We start from the raw sequence: 15,454 nt of genomic DNA, 5'->3' as shown, positions 1-15,454 counted from the left end.
AACCGGAGGCGCCGGGGAGCGGCGCCCGGTGGCCCGGAAGCGCCGGGAGACCGGCGTCCGGTGACGTACGGCGCTCGCTCAGCTGCGGGCGAGCGCCCTCGAACGCGGCGGGGGACCCCGCCGGACGACCTGGTGCCGGAGCACGCGGCCGACGGCCATGACGGCGCCGGCCGCCGTCACCACCGGGGTACGCCGCGGAGGGGCCGCGGGTTCGACGGTGAGGAGGGCGATCAGCAGCCGGACCGGACGGTCCGCCGCGGCGGCGACGCGCCGGGCCAGCGCCCACGTGGACCGCTCGCCGCGCCGCAGCCACCATGCCGCGACCAGCGCGGCCACGGTGTGCGCGAGCGTCATCGCCGTCCCGCCCGAGCCGTGCGCGACCGGGAGCAGGACGTCGGCGCCGCCCGGCACGGCGGCGCCGTGCACGCCGCCGTGCGCCGCTCCGTGAAGCTGGTGGTACACGGGGTCGGACGCGGCCGTGAACAGGGTGTGCAGCGCGAACTGCCCGCCGAGGAGACCGCCCAGGATCGTCGCCAGCGAGCGTTCGTGGCCCGCCAGCATGAGCGTCACGCCCAGCACGGCGCAGAATCCCGCCACCGCGGCCCAGGCCGGAACCGTTCCCGCCGCCAGCACGTGCCCGGCGATCGCAAGCGTCACGCACACGGTGGCGAACACCACCGCGCGTGCGGTTCGGGACGCAGCTTGCGGGACATGCGGGGACATGGCCCCACCATCCTCCCACCCGGTCCGCCAGGCCCGCAGCCGACCCCGGGAATCCCCTCCGACGCGCCCAACATCTTGGGGTTGCACAAAGATCGTGAACTAGATGTAGGGTTCAATCCCGTGCTGGTCCGCCCCCGCCGTTTCGCGGCGGGGGCGGCGCAAGAGGGAACCCGGTGCGAGTCCGGGACTGCCCCGCAGCGGTGAGCGGGAACGACCGCCGTCATGAAGCACTGGGCCTGCGGGCCCGGGAAGCGACGGCCAGTAGGGCGCGCCTCGTCCAGAGGCGCGGCGCCCGCGAGTCCGAAGACCTGCCCGCACGCTGTTCGTCCAGGCTTCGCGGGTGGGCCTCGGGACGGATCGCGGCATGCCCCGGCGGGGCGGCTCGCGTCCCGTTCGCATGCCTCCGCGAGGCGGCTTGCGAGGGGAGAGAGCACGTGACACAGGACCTGGCCGCGCCGCCGGCACCCGCGGCGGCGCCGATCGCCGAGTTCACCGCCGAGGTGGAGGCCGCCTGCGGCGGGATACCGGACGTCGAGGCGGGACGGGTGCTGGCCGCCGTCCGGGCCGGGGACGGGACGGACGCGGCGGCGCTGCGGGACCTCGCGATCGGGGAGGCCGGCGCGCTGGTGGCCGCCGAGCCCGGCTACTCCCGGGTCGCCGCACGGCTGCTCGGTACCCGGATCCGGGAGGAGGCGCGTGCCGCCGGAGTCCGGACGTTCGCCGAATCGGTCGCCGCCGCGCACCGGGCGGGGCTGCTGGCCGATGCCCCGGCCGCGTTCGTCGCCGCCAACGCGCCCGCGCTCGACGCCCTCATCGACGAATCGGCCGACGACCGCTTCGAGTACTTCGGCCTCCGGACCCTCTACGACCGGTACCTGCTGAGGCATCCGCGGACCCGCCTCGTCCTCGAACGTCCGCAGCACTTCCTCCTGCGCGTCGCGTGCGGGCTCTCCTACCCCGACGAAGTCGATCCGGGGGGTGCGGGGGGTCGTCCCCCCTCGGGGAGCGCCGATTCGGTGGACGATGCGGCCGAGCTGTACGGCCTGCTCAGCACGCTTTCCTACCTCCCCAGCTCGCCGACCCTGTTCAACTCGGCCGCCCGCCGTCCCCAGCTCTCGTCGTGCTTCCTGCTCGACTCGCCCCGGGACGAGCTGGAGTCGATCTACGAGCGGTACGGGCAGGTGGCGCGGCTCAGCAAGTACGCGGGCGGCATCGGGATCTCCTGGACGAAGGTGCGGTCGCGGGGCTCGCTGATCCGCGGCACCAACGGGCACTCGAACGGGATCGTCCCGTGGCTGCGCACGCTCGACGCGTCCGTCGCCGCCGTCAACCAGGGCGGGCGCCGCAAGGGCGCGGCATGCGTGTACCTGGAGCCGTGGCACGCCGACGTCGAGGAGTTCCTGGAGCTGCGCGACAACACGGGCGAGGACGCGCGCCGCACCCACAACCTCAACCTGGCGAACTGGATCCCGGACGAGTTCATGCGCCGCGTCGAGGACGACGCGACCTGGTCGCTGTTCGACCCCAAGAAGGTCCCCGAACTGGCCGACCTGTGGGGCGACGCCTTCGACGAGGCGTACCGGACGGCCGAGAAGGAGGGCCGCTACGTCCGGCAGATCCCGGCCCGCAAGCTGTACGGGCGGATGATGCGAACCCTTGCGGAGACCGGGAACGGATGGATGACGTTCAAGGACGCCGCCAACCGCGCCTGCAACCAGACCGCCGAGCCGGGCCAGACGGTGCACCTCTCCAACCTCTGCACGGAGATCCTGGAGGTGACGAACGACGGCGAGGCGGCCGTGTGCAACCTGGGTTCGGTGAACCTGGCCGCGCACGTCGGCCCGTCCGGTGTGGACTGGGAACGGCTCCGCGCCACCGTCCGCACCGCCGTCCGGTTCCTGGACCGCACCATCGACCGGGGCTACTACCCGACCCCCGAGGCGGAGGCGGCGAACGGCAAGTGGCGGCCGATCGGCCTGGGCGTGATGGGTCTCGCGGACGTGTTCTTCACGCTCCGCCTCCCGTTCGACTCCCCGGAGGCCCGTGACCTTTCGGCGCGCATCTCCGAGGAGATCGCGCTGGCCGCCTACGGCGCGTCCGCCGACCTGGCCGCCGCGCACGGCCCGCTGCCCGCCTACGACCGGACCCGCACGGCCCGCGGCCGGCTCCATCCGGACCACTTCCCGGACGCGACGCCCACCCGTCCCGCCGAGTGGGAGAGCCTCCGGAAGCGCGTCGCCGACGTCGGCCTCCGCAACTCCCTCCTCATCGCCATCGCGCCGACGGCCACGATCGCCTCCATCGCCGGCTGCTACGAGTGCGTCGAGCCGCAGGTGTCCAACCTGTTCAAGCGCGAGACGCTGTCCGGCGAGTTCCTCCAGATCAACGCCTACCTGGTGGACGACCTGAAGTCGCTCGGTCTCTGGACCCCGGCGGTCCGGGAGGCGATCAAGAAGGCGAACGGCTCCGTGCAGGGCCTCGTCGACCTCCCGGACGAGATGCGGACCCTCTACCGGACGGCCTGGGAACTGCCGCAGAAGTCCCTGATCGACCTCGCCGCCGCCCGCACCCCGTACATCGACCAGTCCCATTCGCTGAACCTGTTCATGGAGACGCCGACGATCGGCAAGCTCTCCTCGATGTACGCCTACGCGTGGCGGCGCGGCCTCAAGACGACCTACTACCTGCGGTCCCGCCCGGCGACGCGCATCGCGCAGACGACGGTCGCCGCGGCCACCTGCTCGCTGGAGAACCCCGAGACCTGCGAGGCGTGCCATTGACGTCCTCCCCCGTCTGAAGGCGGGGGATTCCAACCGTTCCTACGCTGAGAGGGGGTCGGGTTGAGGTTCGCGGTTCATCGGCCCGCCCAGCGGCGTGCCTCCCCGCGCGGCCACCGTGCGTCCCACGGCGGTGTCTCGGATGTTGTTCGCGGCGTTGACGTCGGCGTTGGCCGCGTGTCCGCAGGCAGCGCATCGGAACACCGCTTGGCTCTCGCGGTTGTCCGGGGCGCGGTGCCCGCAGGCATGGCAGGTCTGCGACGTGTGACGCGGGTCGACCTCGATGACGCGGCCGGGTGCCTCGTGCTCCAGCCGCCGGACGAGGGCACTCCACCCGTTGGCGAGGATGCCCCGGTTCAGCCCGGCCTTCTGCGCGACGTTGACGCCGGGGACGTCGATGGTGCCTTTAGCGGAGCGGGTCATGCCCCGCACGTTCAGGTCCTCGACCGCGATCAGGTCGAACTCGGCGGCCAGGCGGGTGGTGGTCTTCTCCACCCAGTCGCGGCGCCGGTCGCTCTCGCGTGCCTTGAGGCGGGCGATGGCGGTCTTGATGCGGGCGCGGCGGTTCGACCCCTTCTTCGCGCGGGCCAGGCGGCGCTGCAGGCGCAGGAGGCGTTGACCTTCCCGGTCGGTGAGGCCGGGCGCGTGCAGGAGTTCCCCGTTCGACAGCGCCGCGCTCACGGTGAGGCCACGGTCGACACCCACGGCCGCACCGTTGCCGGGTGCGGGGATGGGGTCGGGGATCGCGGCGAACGCGACGTGCCAGCGCCCGGCCCGGTCGCGGGTGACCCGGAACGACTTGACGCCGCCGGGGACGGGGCGCGACCAGCGGAACCGCACCCACCCCACCTTCGCGATCTTCACCTCGCCGGTCCGGCGGGACAGGCGCCGCACGTCGCCGGGTTTGACCGCGACGATCCGGAACCCCTCGTGCCGTCCGGCCTTGCGCCACGTCGGGCGGCGGTGCGTCCCGGCGAAGAAGTTCGCCATGGCCTTCGCGAAGTCCTTCAACGCCTGCTGTTGCACGGTCACCGACCCGCCGCGAAGCCACTCGAACGCTGCGCGGGCCTCGGTGAGCTGGCGGCACTGGACGGCGAACCCCGGCGCCGGGCCGCGACGGGGCGTCCACCAGGACTGCTGCTCAACGGCGAGGTTCCACACGAACCGGGCGTGCCCGCAATGCTCCAGCAGCCCCGCCTCCTGGACAGGCGTCAACAGCAAACGGTAACGGGACACGCACACGACGCTAACGGAAGGGTCCGACAGAACATGACCAGATGGAGGGTCTTCCTCCCCGCCCTGAAGGACGGGGCCTCCGCCCCAGAAGCACGGTGAGCGCGCGAACGGAAGGCCGCGGCATGCTGCTCGATCCCGGTATGGACCTGACCCTGCGGCCCATGCGCTACCCCGACTTCTACGAGCGCTACCGCGCCGCGATCCGCAACACGTGGACGGTCGAGGAGGTGGATCTCGCGTCCGACCTCGTGGACCTGGCCCGTCTCACACCCGCCGAACTGCACCTCGTCAACCGCCTGGTCGCCTTCTTCGCCACCGGCGACTCCATCGTGGCCAACAACCTGGTGCTCAACCTCTACAAGCACGTGAACGCCCCGGAGGCCCGCCTCTACCTGTCGCGGCAGCTCTTCGAGGAGGCCGTCCACGTCCAGTTCTACCTGACCCTCCTGGACACCTACCTGCCCGACCAGGACGAGCGGGTGAAGGCGTTCGCGGCCATCGAGCACATCCCGTCCATCCGCTCGAAGGCCGAGTTCTGCTTCCGCTGGATCGACTCACTCGGCTCCCTGGACGAACTGCGCACCGCCGCCGACCGGCGCGCCTTCCTGCTGAACCTCATCTGCTTCGCGGCGTGCATCGAGGGCCTGTTCTTTTACGGCGCCTTCGCCTACGTCTACTGGCTGCGGTCCCGCGGCCTCCTGAACGGCCTCGCCTCCGGAACCAACTGGGTCTTCCGGGACGAGTCCATGCACATGGAGTTCGCGTTCTCCGTCGTGGACACCGTCCGGGCCGAAGAGCCCGAACTGTTCGACGCCGACCTGACGGACCAGGTCGTCCAGATGATGGAAGAGGCCGTCCAAGCGGAACTCGCCTTCGCGCACGACCTGTGCGGGGACGGCCTGCCCGGCATGAGCGCCGACGACATGCGCGCCTACCTCGAATACGTCGCCGACCAGCGCTTGGCTCGCCTTGGCCTCCCCATCCGCTACGGCACGGCGAACCCGTTCGCGTTCATGGAGTTGCAGGACGTCCAGGAACTCTCCAACTTCTTCGAACGCCGGGTGTCGGCCTACCAGAGGGGCGTGGAAGGCGACGTCGCCTTCGACGAGGCGTTCTGACAGGACCGCCCGCGCACGGCCCGTTCCGGGAACGTCCTGGGACGGGCCAGGCCCCTTACTTCAGCGATGTATCGCCGAGTACTTCCAGTAGCCCCCGTAGAGCATCCGCCAACTGCTCCCGTTCCTGCGGGCCGAGCGACTCCAGAAGGCGCGCCTCGTTCGCCGTGTGGAGCGGGAGCACCTCCTCGATCAGCGCCCAGCCCTGATCGGTCAGCCGGACCCGCACCGACCGCCGGTCGCCCTCGTCCCGGATCCGCTCGACGAGCCCCCTGGCCGCGAGCCGGTCGATCCGGTTGGTGATCGCGCCGGAGGTGACCATGGCGGACCTGTTCAGGGCGCCGGCCGTCAGCTCGTAGGGCGGTCCCGACCGGCGGAGCGTGGCCAGCACGTCGAACTCCCACTTCTCCAGCCCGTGCGCGCCGAAGAACTCCCGCAGCTCGCGGTCCAGCAGCAGCGACAGCCGGGAGATCCGCCCGATGATCCCCATCGGCCAGGCGGCCACGTCGGGCCGCTCCCGCTTCCACTGCTCCAGGATCTGGTCCACCGCGTCACTCATCGTCGACCCTCTTCACGGTATAAATCTTAACGTTCATCTACTTGACATTGAAGCTCACCCGGAGGGATTATCTCAACATTGAAATTATGAACGGGAAGGTAGCAGGATGTCCAGTACCGCGCAGCACGCCTCCGGGACGATCGCGCTCACCGCGTACACCCCTCTCGTCTGGGGATCGACCTACGCCGTCACCACCGAGTTCCTCCCGCCCGACCGCCCTCTGCTGACCGCGCTGCTGCGGGCACTGCCCGCCGGCTTGGTGCTGCTGGCCATCACCCGGACCCTGCCCCGAGGCGCGTGGATCGGGCGGGCCGCGGTCCTTGGCGCCCTGAACATCGGCGCGTTCTTCCCGCTGCTCTTCCTGGCCGCCTACCGGCTCCCGGGCGGTGTCGCCGCCGTCCTCGGCGCGGCGGGCCCGCTGTTCGCGCTCGGCTTCGCGGCCATGCTGCTGTCCGAGCGGCCCACGAGCCGGAAGATCCTGGCCGGGTTCGCCGGGGTGCTCGGGGTGAGCCTGGTGGTGCTGCGCGCCGGCGCGGCCCTCGACACCGTCGGGATCATCGCCGGGCTGGCCGGGGCCGCGTCCATGTCCGCCGGGACGGTCCTCACCAAGCGCTGGGGACGGCCGGACGGGACAGGCGCGCTGACCTTCACCGGCTGGCAGCTCACCGCCGGCGGCCTGCTGCTCCTGCCCGTGGCCCTGCTGATCGAGGGCGCGCCGCCCGCGCTCGACGGACAGGCCGTCGCCGGCTACCTCTACCTCGGCGTCGCCGGCACCGCCGTCGCATACTGGATCTGGTTCCGCGGCATCTCCCGCCTGCCCGCCACCTCGGTCGCGTTCCTCGCCCTGCTGAGCCCGCTGTCCGCGGCCGTCATCGGCTGGGCCGCCCTCGGCCAGGCGCTCTCCCCGCTCCAGCTTCTCGGCATGGTCATCGCGCTCGGCGGCACGCTGCTCGGCCAGACCTCCGCGAAGTCCCCGACGCCGCCCGGTCCCACCGTGCGCCCCCCGCGGCACCGGCCGGCGTCCGCGGACCTGGCCGCCTGAGACCCCCGGCCCGTCGACTCGAAGGACCCGAGAACCATGAGTCATATCGACGCCCCCGCACCCGCGAAGCCCGACTCCGAACACCTGCCCTTCAAGCGCTGGCTGGCCGTCGTGGCGGTCGCGGTCGGGACGTTCCTCGTCGTCACGGCCGAACAGCTGCCCGTCGGCCTGCTCACCTCCGTCGGCGGTGACCTCGGGGTCTCCGAGGGCGCCGCGGGGCTGATGGTCACCGTGCCCGGCCTGGTCGCCGCCGCCAGCGCGCTGCTGGTCCCGGTGGTGATCGGACGCCTGGACCGCCGCGTGGTCCTGCTCGCCCTGATCACGCTGATGGTGGCGGCCAACGTGCTGTCCTTCCTGGCCCCGAACTTCCCGATCCTGCTGGCCTCGCGGTTCCTGGTGGGCGTGAGCATCGGCGGTTTCTGGGCGCTGGCGGCGGGGATCGCCGTCCGCCTCGTCCCGGACGGCCACGTGCCCCGCGCCACCTCGATCGCCTTCGGCGGCGCCACCGCGGCCAACGTCCTGGGCGTCCCGGCGGGCACCCTCATCGGCGGGCTCACCGACTGGCGCATCGCGTTCCTCACGCTGGCGGGGCTCGGCCTCCTGGCCGTCACCGCGCTGTTCGCGCTGCTGCCGAGCATCCCCGCCTCCGGCTCCATCCGGCTCGGGGCCCTGTTCGGGCTGTTCGGCAACCCGGTCGTCCGCGCCGCCACGATGACCACGTTCCTGCTGGTCACCGGGCACATGGCGGCCTACACCTTCATCAGCCCCATCCTCCAGGACGTCTCCGGCATCAGCGAGGACCTGATCGGCCCCCTCCTGCTGGTGTTCGGCGCCGCGGGCATCGTCGGCACCTTCGCCGCGGGAGCCGCCGCCGGACGCAACGTCCGCGCCACCATCGTCGCCGTCAGCGTCGCGCTGACCCTCGTCCTGGTGCTGTTCCCTCTGGCCGGCGCCACCCAGGCCACCGGCATCGCCTTCCTGGTCCTGTGGGGCCTGGCCTTCGGCGGCGTGCCCGTGGGCGTCCAGATGTGGATCTTCAAGGCCGCCCCGGACCACGCCGAAGCCGCCACCGCCCTCAACACCGTCCTGTTCAACCTGGCCATCGCCGTGGGCGCCCTGCTGGGCGGCCTCGTGGTCGACGCCGCCTCCACCACCGCCGTCCTGTGGTTGGCCGCGATCTTCACCGCCCTGACCTTCCTGGCCGTCCGAACCGCCCGGAGGACGTGACACCCGGGCCTACCCGCGGAGCCACGTTCCGAACTTTCCTGAGTGGGCAGGCGTTGAACTGTCAAACGCTAGGCCGAGGAGGAAGAAGATGGCTTCCATCGTCGACCGGATAAAGAAATTTCTCCGGAGTCCGCAGGGGCAGAAGGCGAGGGCCAGGGCGCAGCGGATGGCCCGGGACCCGCGCACCCAGGCCAAGGCCCGCGGCCTGCTCTCCAAGTTCCGCGGTGGAGGCCGCCGCTACTGATTCCCGGCGGTCCCCCGCAGACGGCGAGAGACCCCGTCCCACTCCCCGGGACGGGGTCTTCCCGTGCCGGGGCTCCGCGGCTCTGCTGCTGCGCGAGCGGTCCGCGCTATCCGGGGAGCTGGTTCAGGGCGATGGCGGCCCACTCCCGCACCCGGTGGTCGGGGTCGTCGCGGAGCCGTGTGACGTGCGGGACCGCGGCGGCGGACTTGGTATAGCCGAGTGAGGAGAGCACTGATATCCGGACCTGCGGGTCGCGGTCCTTCAGCGCGGCGGCCATCGCGTCCATGGCCTCCGGGAACCGCCGGGCGAGCCGGCCGGCGGGGCCCGCCGCCGCGGACCGGACGCCGGGGTCCGGATCGCCGAGCGCGGCCGTCACCCGGGGAAGATCCTCATCGGAGAGGATGAAGTCCAGGGCCCAGACGCCGGTGGCGCGCAGCTCGCCGTCGTCGGCGCCGACCAGGTCGAGCACTGCCGGACGCGCCCGCGCGGGGTCCTGCTCCAGCAGATCGCAGATGATCATCCCGAAGGTGTCCTGGTCGTCGCCCAGGTCCCGGGCCGAGGCGCGTAGGAGTACCGGGAGCGCGTCCGCGCCCGCGATGCCCGCCAGAACCTCCCCGATCACGTCGCGCCCGTAGAAGTCCTCCCGCTCCAGGAAGGTCTCCAGGTGCCCCTCCAGTTCGGGGACCAGCGTGAGATCGGCGCCGTGGATCAGCGCGCCGGTCAACTCGGTGATCCTGTCGAACTCGTCATCGAGATCCCGGTCCTCGTCCGGATTCTCTCCCGGAAGCAGGTGGATCAACTGGGCGAGAAGCGACATGCCCGCCATCCTGCCGCGAACGCTCCGGCTCCGCAGCGCGGTCGGACCACTGCGTGAAACGTCGCGGCGAACTGGCGACGGTGCGGATTCCCGTACTGTGTCCGTGCGGAGCGGAAACAACCGCCCTACCGATCAAGTCGGAACAAACAAGGAGAACCGAAATGATCGAGTACACGGCACCGAAGGTGCTGACATCTGGTGTCCGCCTGGGCTGGGCGGACCCCGAGACGGACCCGGCCGACATCGACTGGGCGGCTCGGCAGGCTGCGGCCGCGATCCCCTTCAAGGTGATCGATGGCCGTCCGGTCAACCCGTGCAAGAAGCTGCCGGGCGAGACGCGCATCCAGCGCGGCCGCAACGAGTTGGGCCGCTGGGGCGAGAATCTGGTCGCCGATGCGAACGCCTCGGTTTCGGACGAGTACGGCGACCTCTGGACCGTCTTGGTCGAGCGGAACCGCGGACGCGGCTGGGGCTTTCCGGGTGGCTTCCGGGACCTGGGGGAGACCTCCGTGGAGGCGGCGAGGTGATCTCCGCAGGCCACCGCGCGATGCTTATCGCGTCGCTCGGGTAAGCCTGAGGATCACAAGCGAGTAGGAGGGCGTCCGCCCTCCTCACGCACCGGACATGCGGGCCCGTATGTCCGGTGGAACGTCAAGCCCGGCGCACACCGCCGGGCTTGAACTTCTCGGGGCCGCGCCGGGCACTGAAGGGCTAGGTTCCGGTCATGACTGACTGGACGCAACTGAGGCACGCCTACGGACGGGCGGACGACGTGCCCGGAATGCTCGACCGGCTCGTCCCGGACGACGGGGCCGAGGTGTGGACGGAGCTGTCGTCGGCCATCTGCCATCAGGGGACGGTCTACTCGGCGAGCTTCGCCGCGCTGCCCAGGCTGACGGAGTTCGCGCGGGAGTGGGCGCCGGCCGACCGCCTGTGGCCCCTGTCGCTGTCCGGGAGCATCGTGGCCGGTGCGGACCAGGACCACGGGCTGGGGGACGTCCGCGCCGAGCACGCGGCCGAGATCACGGAGCTGCTGCGGCTGGCCGAGGTGACCCTGGAGGCGGTCGGCGGCGAGGTCGGGGAGTACTCCTTCCTCGACCTGCTCCAGTCCATCCTGGCCTTCGAGGACGTGCCCGTCTGGAGCGAGCGGCTCACCGCTCTCGCCTCCGGCGAGTTCGAACTCTATTGCGAGGATTGCGATGAGTGCATGCACGTCATCCTCGATGAGCCGTCGTTCTACGTCTACGTCAGCGGAGTCGAGGCGACGAGTGCGGTGGTGCCGGCGGCTCCGGACGATCTCGAACCGCTGGCTCGGCGCCTCTACCTCGCGGCCGAGGCCGCCGGGCGGTCGAAGATCATGAATCAGCTGCTCCACCTGTTCGGGACCACCGCGTGCCCGGAGTGCGGGAGAGGTTTCCAGACCGCCGCCGAGGTGGCCGACGGCCGCTTCTGCTGACCCACGGCTCCCCGCGGGCTCTGAACTTTCCGGGGTGGGTGGTCGTTGGGCCTAGGGGAGGAATCACTATGGCGTTGATAGATCGGATCATGCGGTTCGCGCGGGGGCCTCAGGCGCAGAAGGCGCGGGCCAAGGCCGAGCAGGCCGCGCGGAGTCCGCAGGCGCAGAAGGCGCGGGGGAAGGCCGAGCAGTTCGCTCGCAGTCCCCAGGCGCAGAAGGCGCGGGCCAAGGCCGAGCAGGCCGCGCGGAGCCCGCAGGCGCAGAAGGCGCGTGCACGGGCGGAGCGGTTCGTGAACGATCCGCGCAACCAGGAGAAGGCCCGCAGCCTGATGGCCCGGCTGCGTGGCGGCCGCCGCCACTGAACGAGTGTCCGCGACGGGCCCGCTCCTCTGTGGAGCGGGCCCTTCGTTCTGCCGAACGGATGAAGTTGCATGTTGGACGTAACTGCGAGTTCTTTGCAATAGTGGCCCTATGGCTGACTACGTGCTTCCCGACCTGCCCTACGACTACGCCGCTCTGGAGCCCGCCATCACCGGGGAGATCTTGGAGCTGCACCATTCGAAGCACCACGCGGCGTACGTCAAGGGCGCCAACGACACGCTGGAGAAGCTCGCCGAGGCGCGGGACAAGGAGCAGTTCGGCGGGCTGGTCGGCCTGGAGAAGACGTTCGCGTTCAACCTGTCCGGGCACGTCCTGCACTCGATCTTCTGGGACAACCTGTCGCCGGACGGCGGCGACCGTCCCGACGGGGAACTGGCGGCGGCGATCGACGAGCACTTCGGCTCGTTCGAGGCGTTCCGGAAGCAGCTCACGGCCGCGACGTCCACCGTGCAGGGCTCCGGTTGGGGCGTGCTCGCGTGGGAGCCGCTGGGGCGGCGGCTCGTGGTCGAACAGGTCTACGACCACCACGGCAACGTCGGGATGAACACGACGCCGCTGCTGGTCTTCGACGCCTGGGAGCACGCCTACTACCTGCAATACCGCAACGTCCGCCCGGATTACGTCGAGAAGCTCTGGTCGCTCGTCGACTGGACGGACGTCAAGGCCCGCTTCGACGCGGCTCGCGGCTGACGGGAGGCGGGCGGCTGGACCCACGGCGCCCGCCAGGCCGGGATCGTGCTCAGAACCTTTCCTCGCGGCCTGGCGGGCGCCGTGCTGTGTCGTGCTTCAAGTCGCCCGTCGGATGACGGATTCGGTGTGGGGGCTTCGCGCCTAGCGTCACCAGGCGGAGGACTACGCCGAAGGAGATCCCCATGGCCGACAGGCCCGTTTCGCGGCTCCCGGACACGCCGAAGGTCGCGGCGTTGCGCGAGGCGCTGGCCTCGCTGCCGGGTGCCGTGGTCGCCTACTCGGGTGGTGTGGACAGCTCGCTCCTGGCCTACTTGGCGCACCGGGAGCTGGGGGAGCGGGCCGTCGCGGTCACCGCCGACTCGGCGTCGCTGGCCCGGTCGGAGCTGGCGGACGCCCGCGCCCAGGCCGCGCGGCTGGGGATCCGCCACCGGGTGGTGACGACCGGCGAGCTGGACGACGAGCGGTACGCGGCCAACGGCGCCGACCGCTGCCGGTTCTGCAAGGAGGCCCTCGTCTCGGTGCTGAACGCGGTGGCGGCCGAGGCGGGGGACTGGCCCGTCCTGCTCGGCGTGAACACCGACGACCTGGGCGACCACCGGCCCGGTCAGAGCGCCGCCCGCCGGATGGGCGCGAAGTTCCCGATGGTGGACGCGGGCCTCAGCAAGGACGATGTGCGGGACGCCGCACGTGGGTTGGGGCTGCCTACGTCCGACAAACCGGCCTCGGCCTGCCTGTCGTCGCGCCTCGCTTACGGTGTGCCCGTCACCCGGGAGGCACTCCGGCGGATCGAGGACGCCGAGGACGCACTCCGCCGCGCCGGGTTCGGCGGACGGTTCCGCGTCCGCGACCAGGGCGGAGACCTGGCCCGCATCGAGGTGGAGGCCGCGGACATCGCGCGTGCCGCCGGCCGGGCGTCCGAGATCGCAGCCCTCCTCAAGGACGCCGGTTTCCGCTACGTGACCCTCGACCTGGAGCCCTACCGGCAGGGCAGCCACAACGCCGTCCTCGGACTTCCCCGCGTGCGGGCGGCCGCTTCATGACCGGCCCCCCAACGACCGGTACGGATGCGATCGATGAACTGGGCTTCGCCCGGGTCGACATCGGGCGAGGGCACCGCCGCGGCCATCCCGAGGCGGTGTTCTGCGAGGGCAAGACGACGGCCGAGGTCGTCGCGATCGCCGAGAGCCTGACCGGCGCGGGCGCTGTCAACGTGCTCGCGACCCGCGCGTCCGCCGAGACCCTGCGGGCGCTCCGCGCGGCCTTCTCCGGGGCGGTGGTCCACGAGCGCGCTCGGCTGGCCGTCCTGTCCCCGGTCGCGGGACGCGGCATCGGACGGGTCGAGGTCGTGTGCGGGCGGCCCGAGGACGAGCCCGCCGCCGAGGAGGCCGCACTGGTGGCGGAGGCGATGGGGAGCCGGGTCGTGCGGCGCTATGACGCGCCCGTCCACGATCCCGCCGCCCTGCCCGGCTGGCTTCGCGAGCAGGACGGCCCCGAGGTGCTCATCGTCGCGGACGGGACCGGCGGGGCCCTGCCCACCCTGGTGTCCGGCCTGGTCGACCGCATGGTCATCGCACTGCCGACCTCGGCGAGCGGTGAACTGCCGGGCAAGGCCGCGCTGCTGTCCGCGCTGAACGCGTGCTCGCCCGGGGTCGTCACGGTCAACATCGACAACGGGTACGGCGCCGGATACGCCGCCCACCTGATCAACTCCCGGGGGCACGAGTGAGCCGCCCGATCGCCGCCGCCCACGCCGGGGACCTCGGCCCGGAGCGGATACGCGAGCGCGTCAAGGAACTGCTCGCCCGCGACGCCGAGGCGGCCTTCCTCCGGCGGGCGTCCCGGCACCAGTACGAGGCGGCGCGCGAGGCCGCCCCCGACGCCGTCCGCCACGAACGGTCCGGGCTCGTGGTGCTGGCCCCGCCGCGTCCCCGCCCCTGTTCCCAGGTGCCGCTGCCGGTCGCCGTCGTCTCGGCGGGGACGGCCGACCTGCCGGTGGCGGAGGAGGCGCTGGTCGCGGCGACCACGTTCGGCCTGGCCGCAACGCTGACCGCGGACGTCGGCGTCGCGGGCCTGCACCGCCTCCTCGCCGTCCGGGAGGAACTCGACCGGGCGCGGCTCCTCATCGTCGTCGCCGGGATGGACGGCGCGCTGCCCTCGGTCGTGGCCAAGGTGTCGTCCCGTCCCGTGGTGGCCGTGCCGACCAGCGTCGGCTACGGCAGCTCGGACGGCGGTCTCGCGGCCCTGGCCGCGTTGCTGGCCTCGGGCGCACCGGGCCTGGCCGTCACCGGAATCGACGACGGGCTGGGGGCCGCAGTACTAGCGCGGAGGTTGCTCACGTGAAGAACATCGCCTATTTCAACTGCTTCGCCGGCGTGGCCGGCGACATGGCCCTCGGTTCCCTCCTCGACGCGGGCGCCGACCTCGACGAGGTGCGCGCCATGCTCAAGGGCCTGGACGTCCCCGGCTGGTCCCTGGACACCGAGCGCGTGTCGCGGCGCGGCATCGCCGCCACCCGCGCCGTCGTCGGCGTGGAGGACGACGCCGTGTCCCGGACGCACGCCGTCATCGAGGACGTCGTCGGCTCGGCCCCGCTGCCGGGCCGCGTCCGCGACCGGGCGCTCGCCGTGTTCCGGACGCTCGCCGAGGCCGAGGGAGCCGTGCACGGCACGCCGCCGGAGGACGTGCACTTCCACGAGGTCGGCGGCCACGACGCGATCGTCGACATCGTCGGGACGTGCGCCGCCCTGGAGACCCTCGGCGTGGACGAGGTGCGCGCCGCCCCGATCCCGGTCGGGCGCGGCTTCATCCGGTGCCGCCACGGCCTGATCCCCAACCCGGGCCCGGCGGTCGTCGAACTCCTGGCCCGCGCCCGCGCGCCGATCCACGGCCACGACATCGACGCCGAGATGGCCACCCCCACCGGGACCGCGCTGCTGGTCACGCTCGCCGCCGAGTTCGGCCCGATGCCCGCGATGACGGTGACCGGCAACGGCTTCGGCGCGGGCACGAAGATCTTCGGCGACTTCCCCAACGTCACCCAGGCGGTCCTGGGCGAGACCCCCTAGACGTTGACTTGCGGCGAGTTGTTGTTATCCGGCCCGCCATGACAACAACTCGCCGCAAGTCAACGGGGCGGGCGCCGCCGGGCTTCGTTGGCCGGCGGCGCCCGCGTTCCTACGGGGAGCCG

The 15,454-nt window shown here is 71.9% G+C and carries 17 protein-coding genes and 1 riboswitch; of the genes, 13 read left to right on the top strand and 4 right to left on the bottom strand.

The features are described from left to right. Positions 1-78: 78 nt before the first annotated feature. Positions 79-657, bottom strand: a complete 579-nt coding sequence (locus E1281_RS02300) for an MFS transporter (protein WP_207943054.1) — start codon at positions 655-657, stop codon at positions 79-81. Between the two features lie 173 nt (positions 658-830). After that, a riboswitch (cobalamin riboswitch) is annotated at positions 831-1,054 on the top strand. A gap of 103 nt (positions 1,055-1,157) precedes the next feature. Here E1281_RS02300 and E1281_RS02295 point away from each other — a divergent pair. After that, positions 1,158-3,503: a ribonucleoside-diphosphate reductase subunit alpha gene (locus tag E1281_RS02295; RefSeq protein WP_131875425.1), complete on the top strand. Its 2,346-nt coding sequence runs from the start codon at positions 1,158-1,160 to the stop codon at positions 3,501-3,503. A gap of 39 nt (positions 3,504-3,542) precedes the next feature. On the opposite strand, the gene E1281_RS02290 is transcribed toward E1281_RS02295, so the two are convergent. Beyond that, a complete protein-coding gene (locus tag E1281_RS02290) occupies positions 3,543-4,736 on the bottom strand; it encodes an RNA-guided endonuclease TnpB family protein (protein WP_131875424.1) in 1,194 nt (397 codons plus the stop codon). 95 nt (positions 4,737-4,831) lie between these two features. On the opposite strand from E1281_RS02290, the gene E1281_RS02285 reads away from it, so the two are divergent. Next, entirely contained in the window at positions 4,832-5,854 is a 1,023-nt protein-coding gene (locus E1281_RS02285; protein ID WP_243716494.1) for a ribonucleotide-diphosphate reductase subunit beta, read from the top strand. 55 nt (positions 5,855-5,909) lie between these two features. Here the strand turns inward: E1281_RS02285 and E1281_RS02280 are convergent, their stop codons facing one another. Then, positions 5,910-6,410: a MarR family transcriptional regulator gene (locus E1281_RS02280; protein ID WP_131875423.1), complete on the bottom strand. Its 501-nt coding sequence runs from the start codon at positions 6,408-6,410 to the stop codon at positions 5,910-5,912. A 106-nt stretch (positions 6,411-6,516) separates the two neighbouring features. On the opposite strand from E1281_RS02280, the gene E1281_RS02275 reads away from it, so the two are divergent. The 3 genes from E1281_RS02275 (at position 6,517) to E1281_RS39915 (ending at position 8,923) form a co-directional block, all read left to right on the top strand. Beyond that, a complete protein-coding gene (locus E1281_RS02275; protein WP_131875422.1) occupies positions 6,517-7,452 on the top strand; it encodes an EamA family transporter in 936 nt (311 codons plus the stop codon). A gap of 36 nt (positions 7,453-7,488) precedes the next feature. Beyond that, on the top strand, positions 7,489-8,679 hold the full coding sequence (locus tag E1281_RS02270; RefSeq protein WP_131875421.1) for an MFS transporter: 1,191 nt from the start codon (positions 7,489-7,491) through the stop codon (positions 8,677-8,679). An 88-nt stretch (positions 8,680-8,767) separates the two neighbouring features. Then, entirely contained in the window at positions 8,768-8,923 is a 156-nt protein-coding gene (locus tag E1281_RS39915) for a hypothetical protein (protein ID WP_165958757.1), read from the top strand. Between the two features lie 106 nt (positions 8,924-9,029). On the opposite strand, the gene E1281_RS02265 is transcribed toward E1281_RS39915, so the two are convergent. Continuing rightward, complete coding sequence (locus E1281_RS02265) at positions 9,030-9,740, bottom strand: HEAT repeat domain-containing protein (RefSeq protein ID WP_165958756.1); 711 nt, start codon at positions 9,738-9,740, stop codon at positions 9,030-9,032. Positions 9,741-9,901: 161 nt separating this feature from the next. Between E1281_RS02265 and E1281_RS02260 the strand changes: the two genes are divergently transcribed. From E1281_RS02260 to E1281_RS02225, 8 genes are all read left to right on the top strand, one after another. Then, a complete protein-coding gene (locus tag E1281_RS02260; RefSeq protein ID WP_131875419.1) occupies positions 9,902-10,267 on the top strand; it encodes a hypothetical protein in 366 nt (121 codons plus the stop codon). Between the two features lie 197 nt (positions 10,268-10,464). Beyond that, positions 10,465-11,196, top strand: a complete 732-nt coding sequence (locus tag E1281_RS02255; protein ID WP_131875418.1) for a hypothetical protein — start codon at positions 10,465-10,467, stop codon at positions 11,194-11,196. Between the two features lie 68 nt (positions 11,197-11,264). Next, positions 11,265-11,558, top strand: coding sequence for a hypothetical protein (locus tag E1281_RS02250; protein ID WP_131875417.1), 294 nt, complete (start codon positions 11,265-11,267; stop codon positions 11,556-11,558). A 109-nt stretch (positions 11,559-11,667) separates the two neighbouring features. Then, entirely contained in the window at positions 11,668-12,267 is a 600-nt protein-coding gene (locus tag E1281_RS02245; protein WP_131875416.1) for a superoxide dismutase, read from the top strand. Between the two features lie 182 nt (positions 12,268-12,449). Further along, positions 12,450-13,307, top strand: a complete 858-nt coding sequence (larE, locus tag E1281_RS02240; RefSeq protein ID WP_131875415.1) for an ATP-dependent sacrificial sulfur transferase LarE — start codon at positions 12,450-12,452, stop codon at positions 13,305-13,307. Further along, positions 13,304-13,993, top strand: a complete 690-nt coding sequence (locus E1281_RS02235) for an AIR carboxylase family protein (RefSeq protein ID WP_131875414.1) — start codon at positions 13,304-13,306, stop codon at positions 13,991-13,993. The genes larE and E1281_RS02235 overlap by 4 nt, the downstream gene beginning before the upstream one ends. Next, the gene (gene larB / locus E1281_RS02230; protein ID WP_207943052.1) at positions 13,990-14,607 is read left to right on the top strand and encodes a nickel pincer cofactor biosynthesis protein LarB; all 618 of its coding nucleotides are present in this window, start codon (positions 13,990-13,992) and stop codon (positions 14,605-14,607) included. Before E1281_RS02235 ends, larB begins: the two co-directional genes overlap by 4 nt. After that, the gene (locus tag E1281_RS02225) at positions 14,604-15,332 is read left to right on the top strand and encodes a LarC family nickel insertion protein (protein ID WP_131875412.1); all 729 of its coding nucleotides are present in this window, start codon (positions 14,604-14,606) and stop codon (positions 15,330-15,332) included. Before larB ends, E1281_RS02225 begins: the two co-directional genes overlap by 4 nt. The last annotated feature ends 122 nt before the right edge of the window (positions 15,333-15,454 follow it).

Origin of the sequence: Actinomadura sp. KC345, assembly GCF_004348515.1 — a bacterium.
In the GTDB taxonomy this organism is placed as follows: domain Bacteria; phylum Actinomycetota; class Actinomycetes; order Streptosporangiales; family Streptosporangiaceae; genus Spirillospora.
Note: the sequence above shows the minus strand (reverse complement) of the source record. Positions and strands in the feature narration are given on the sequence as shown.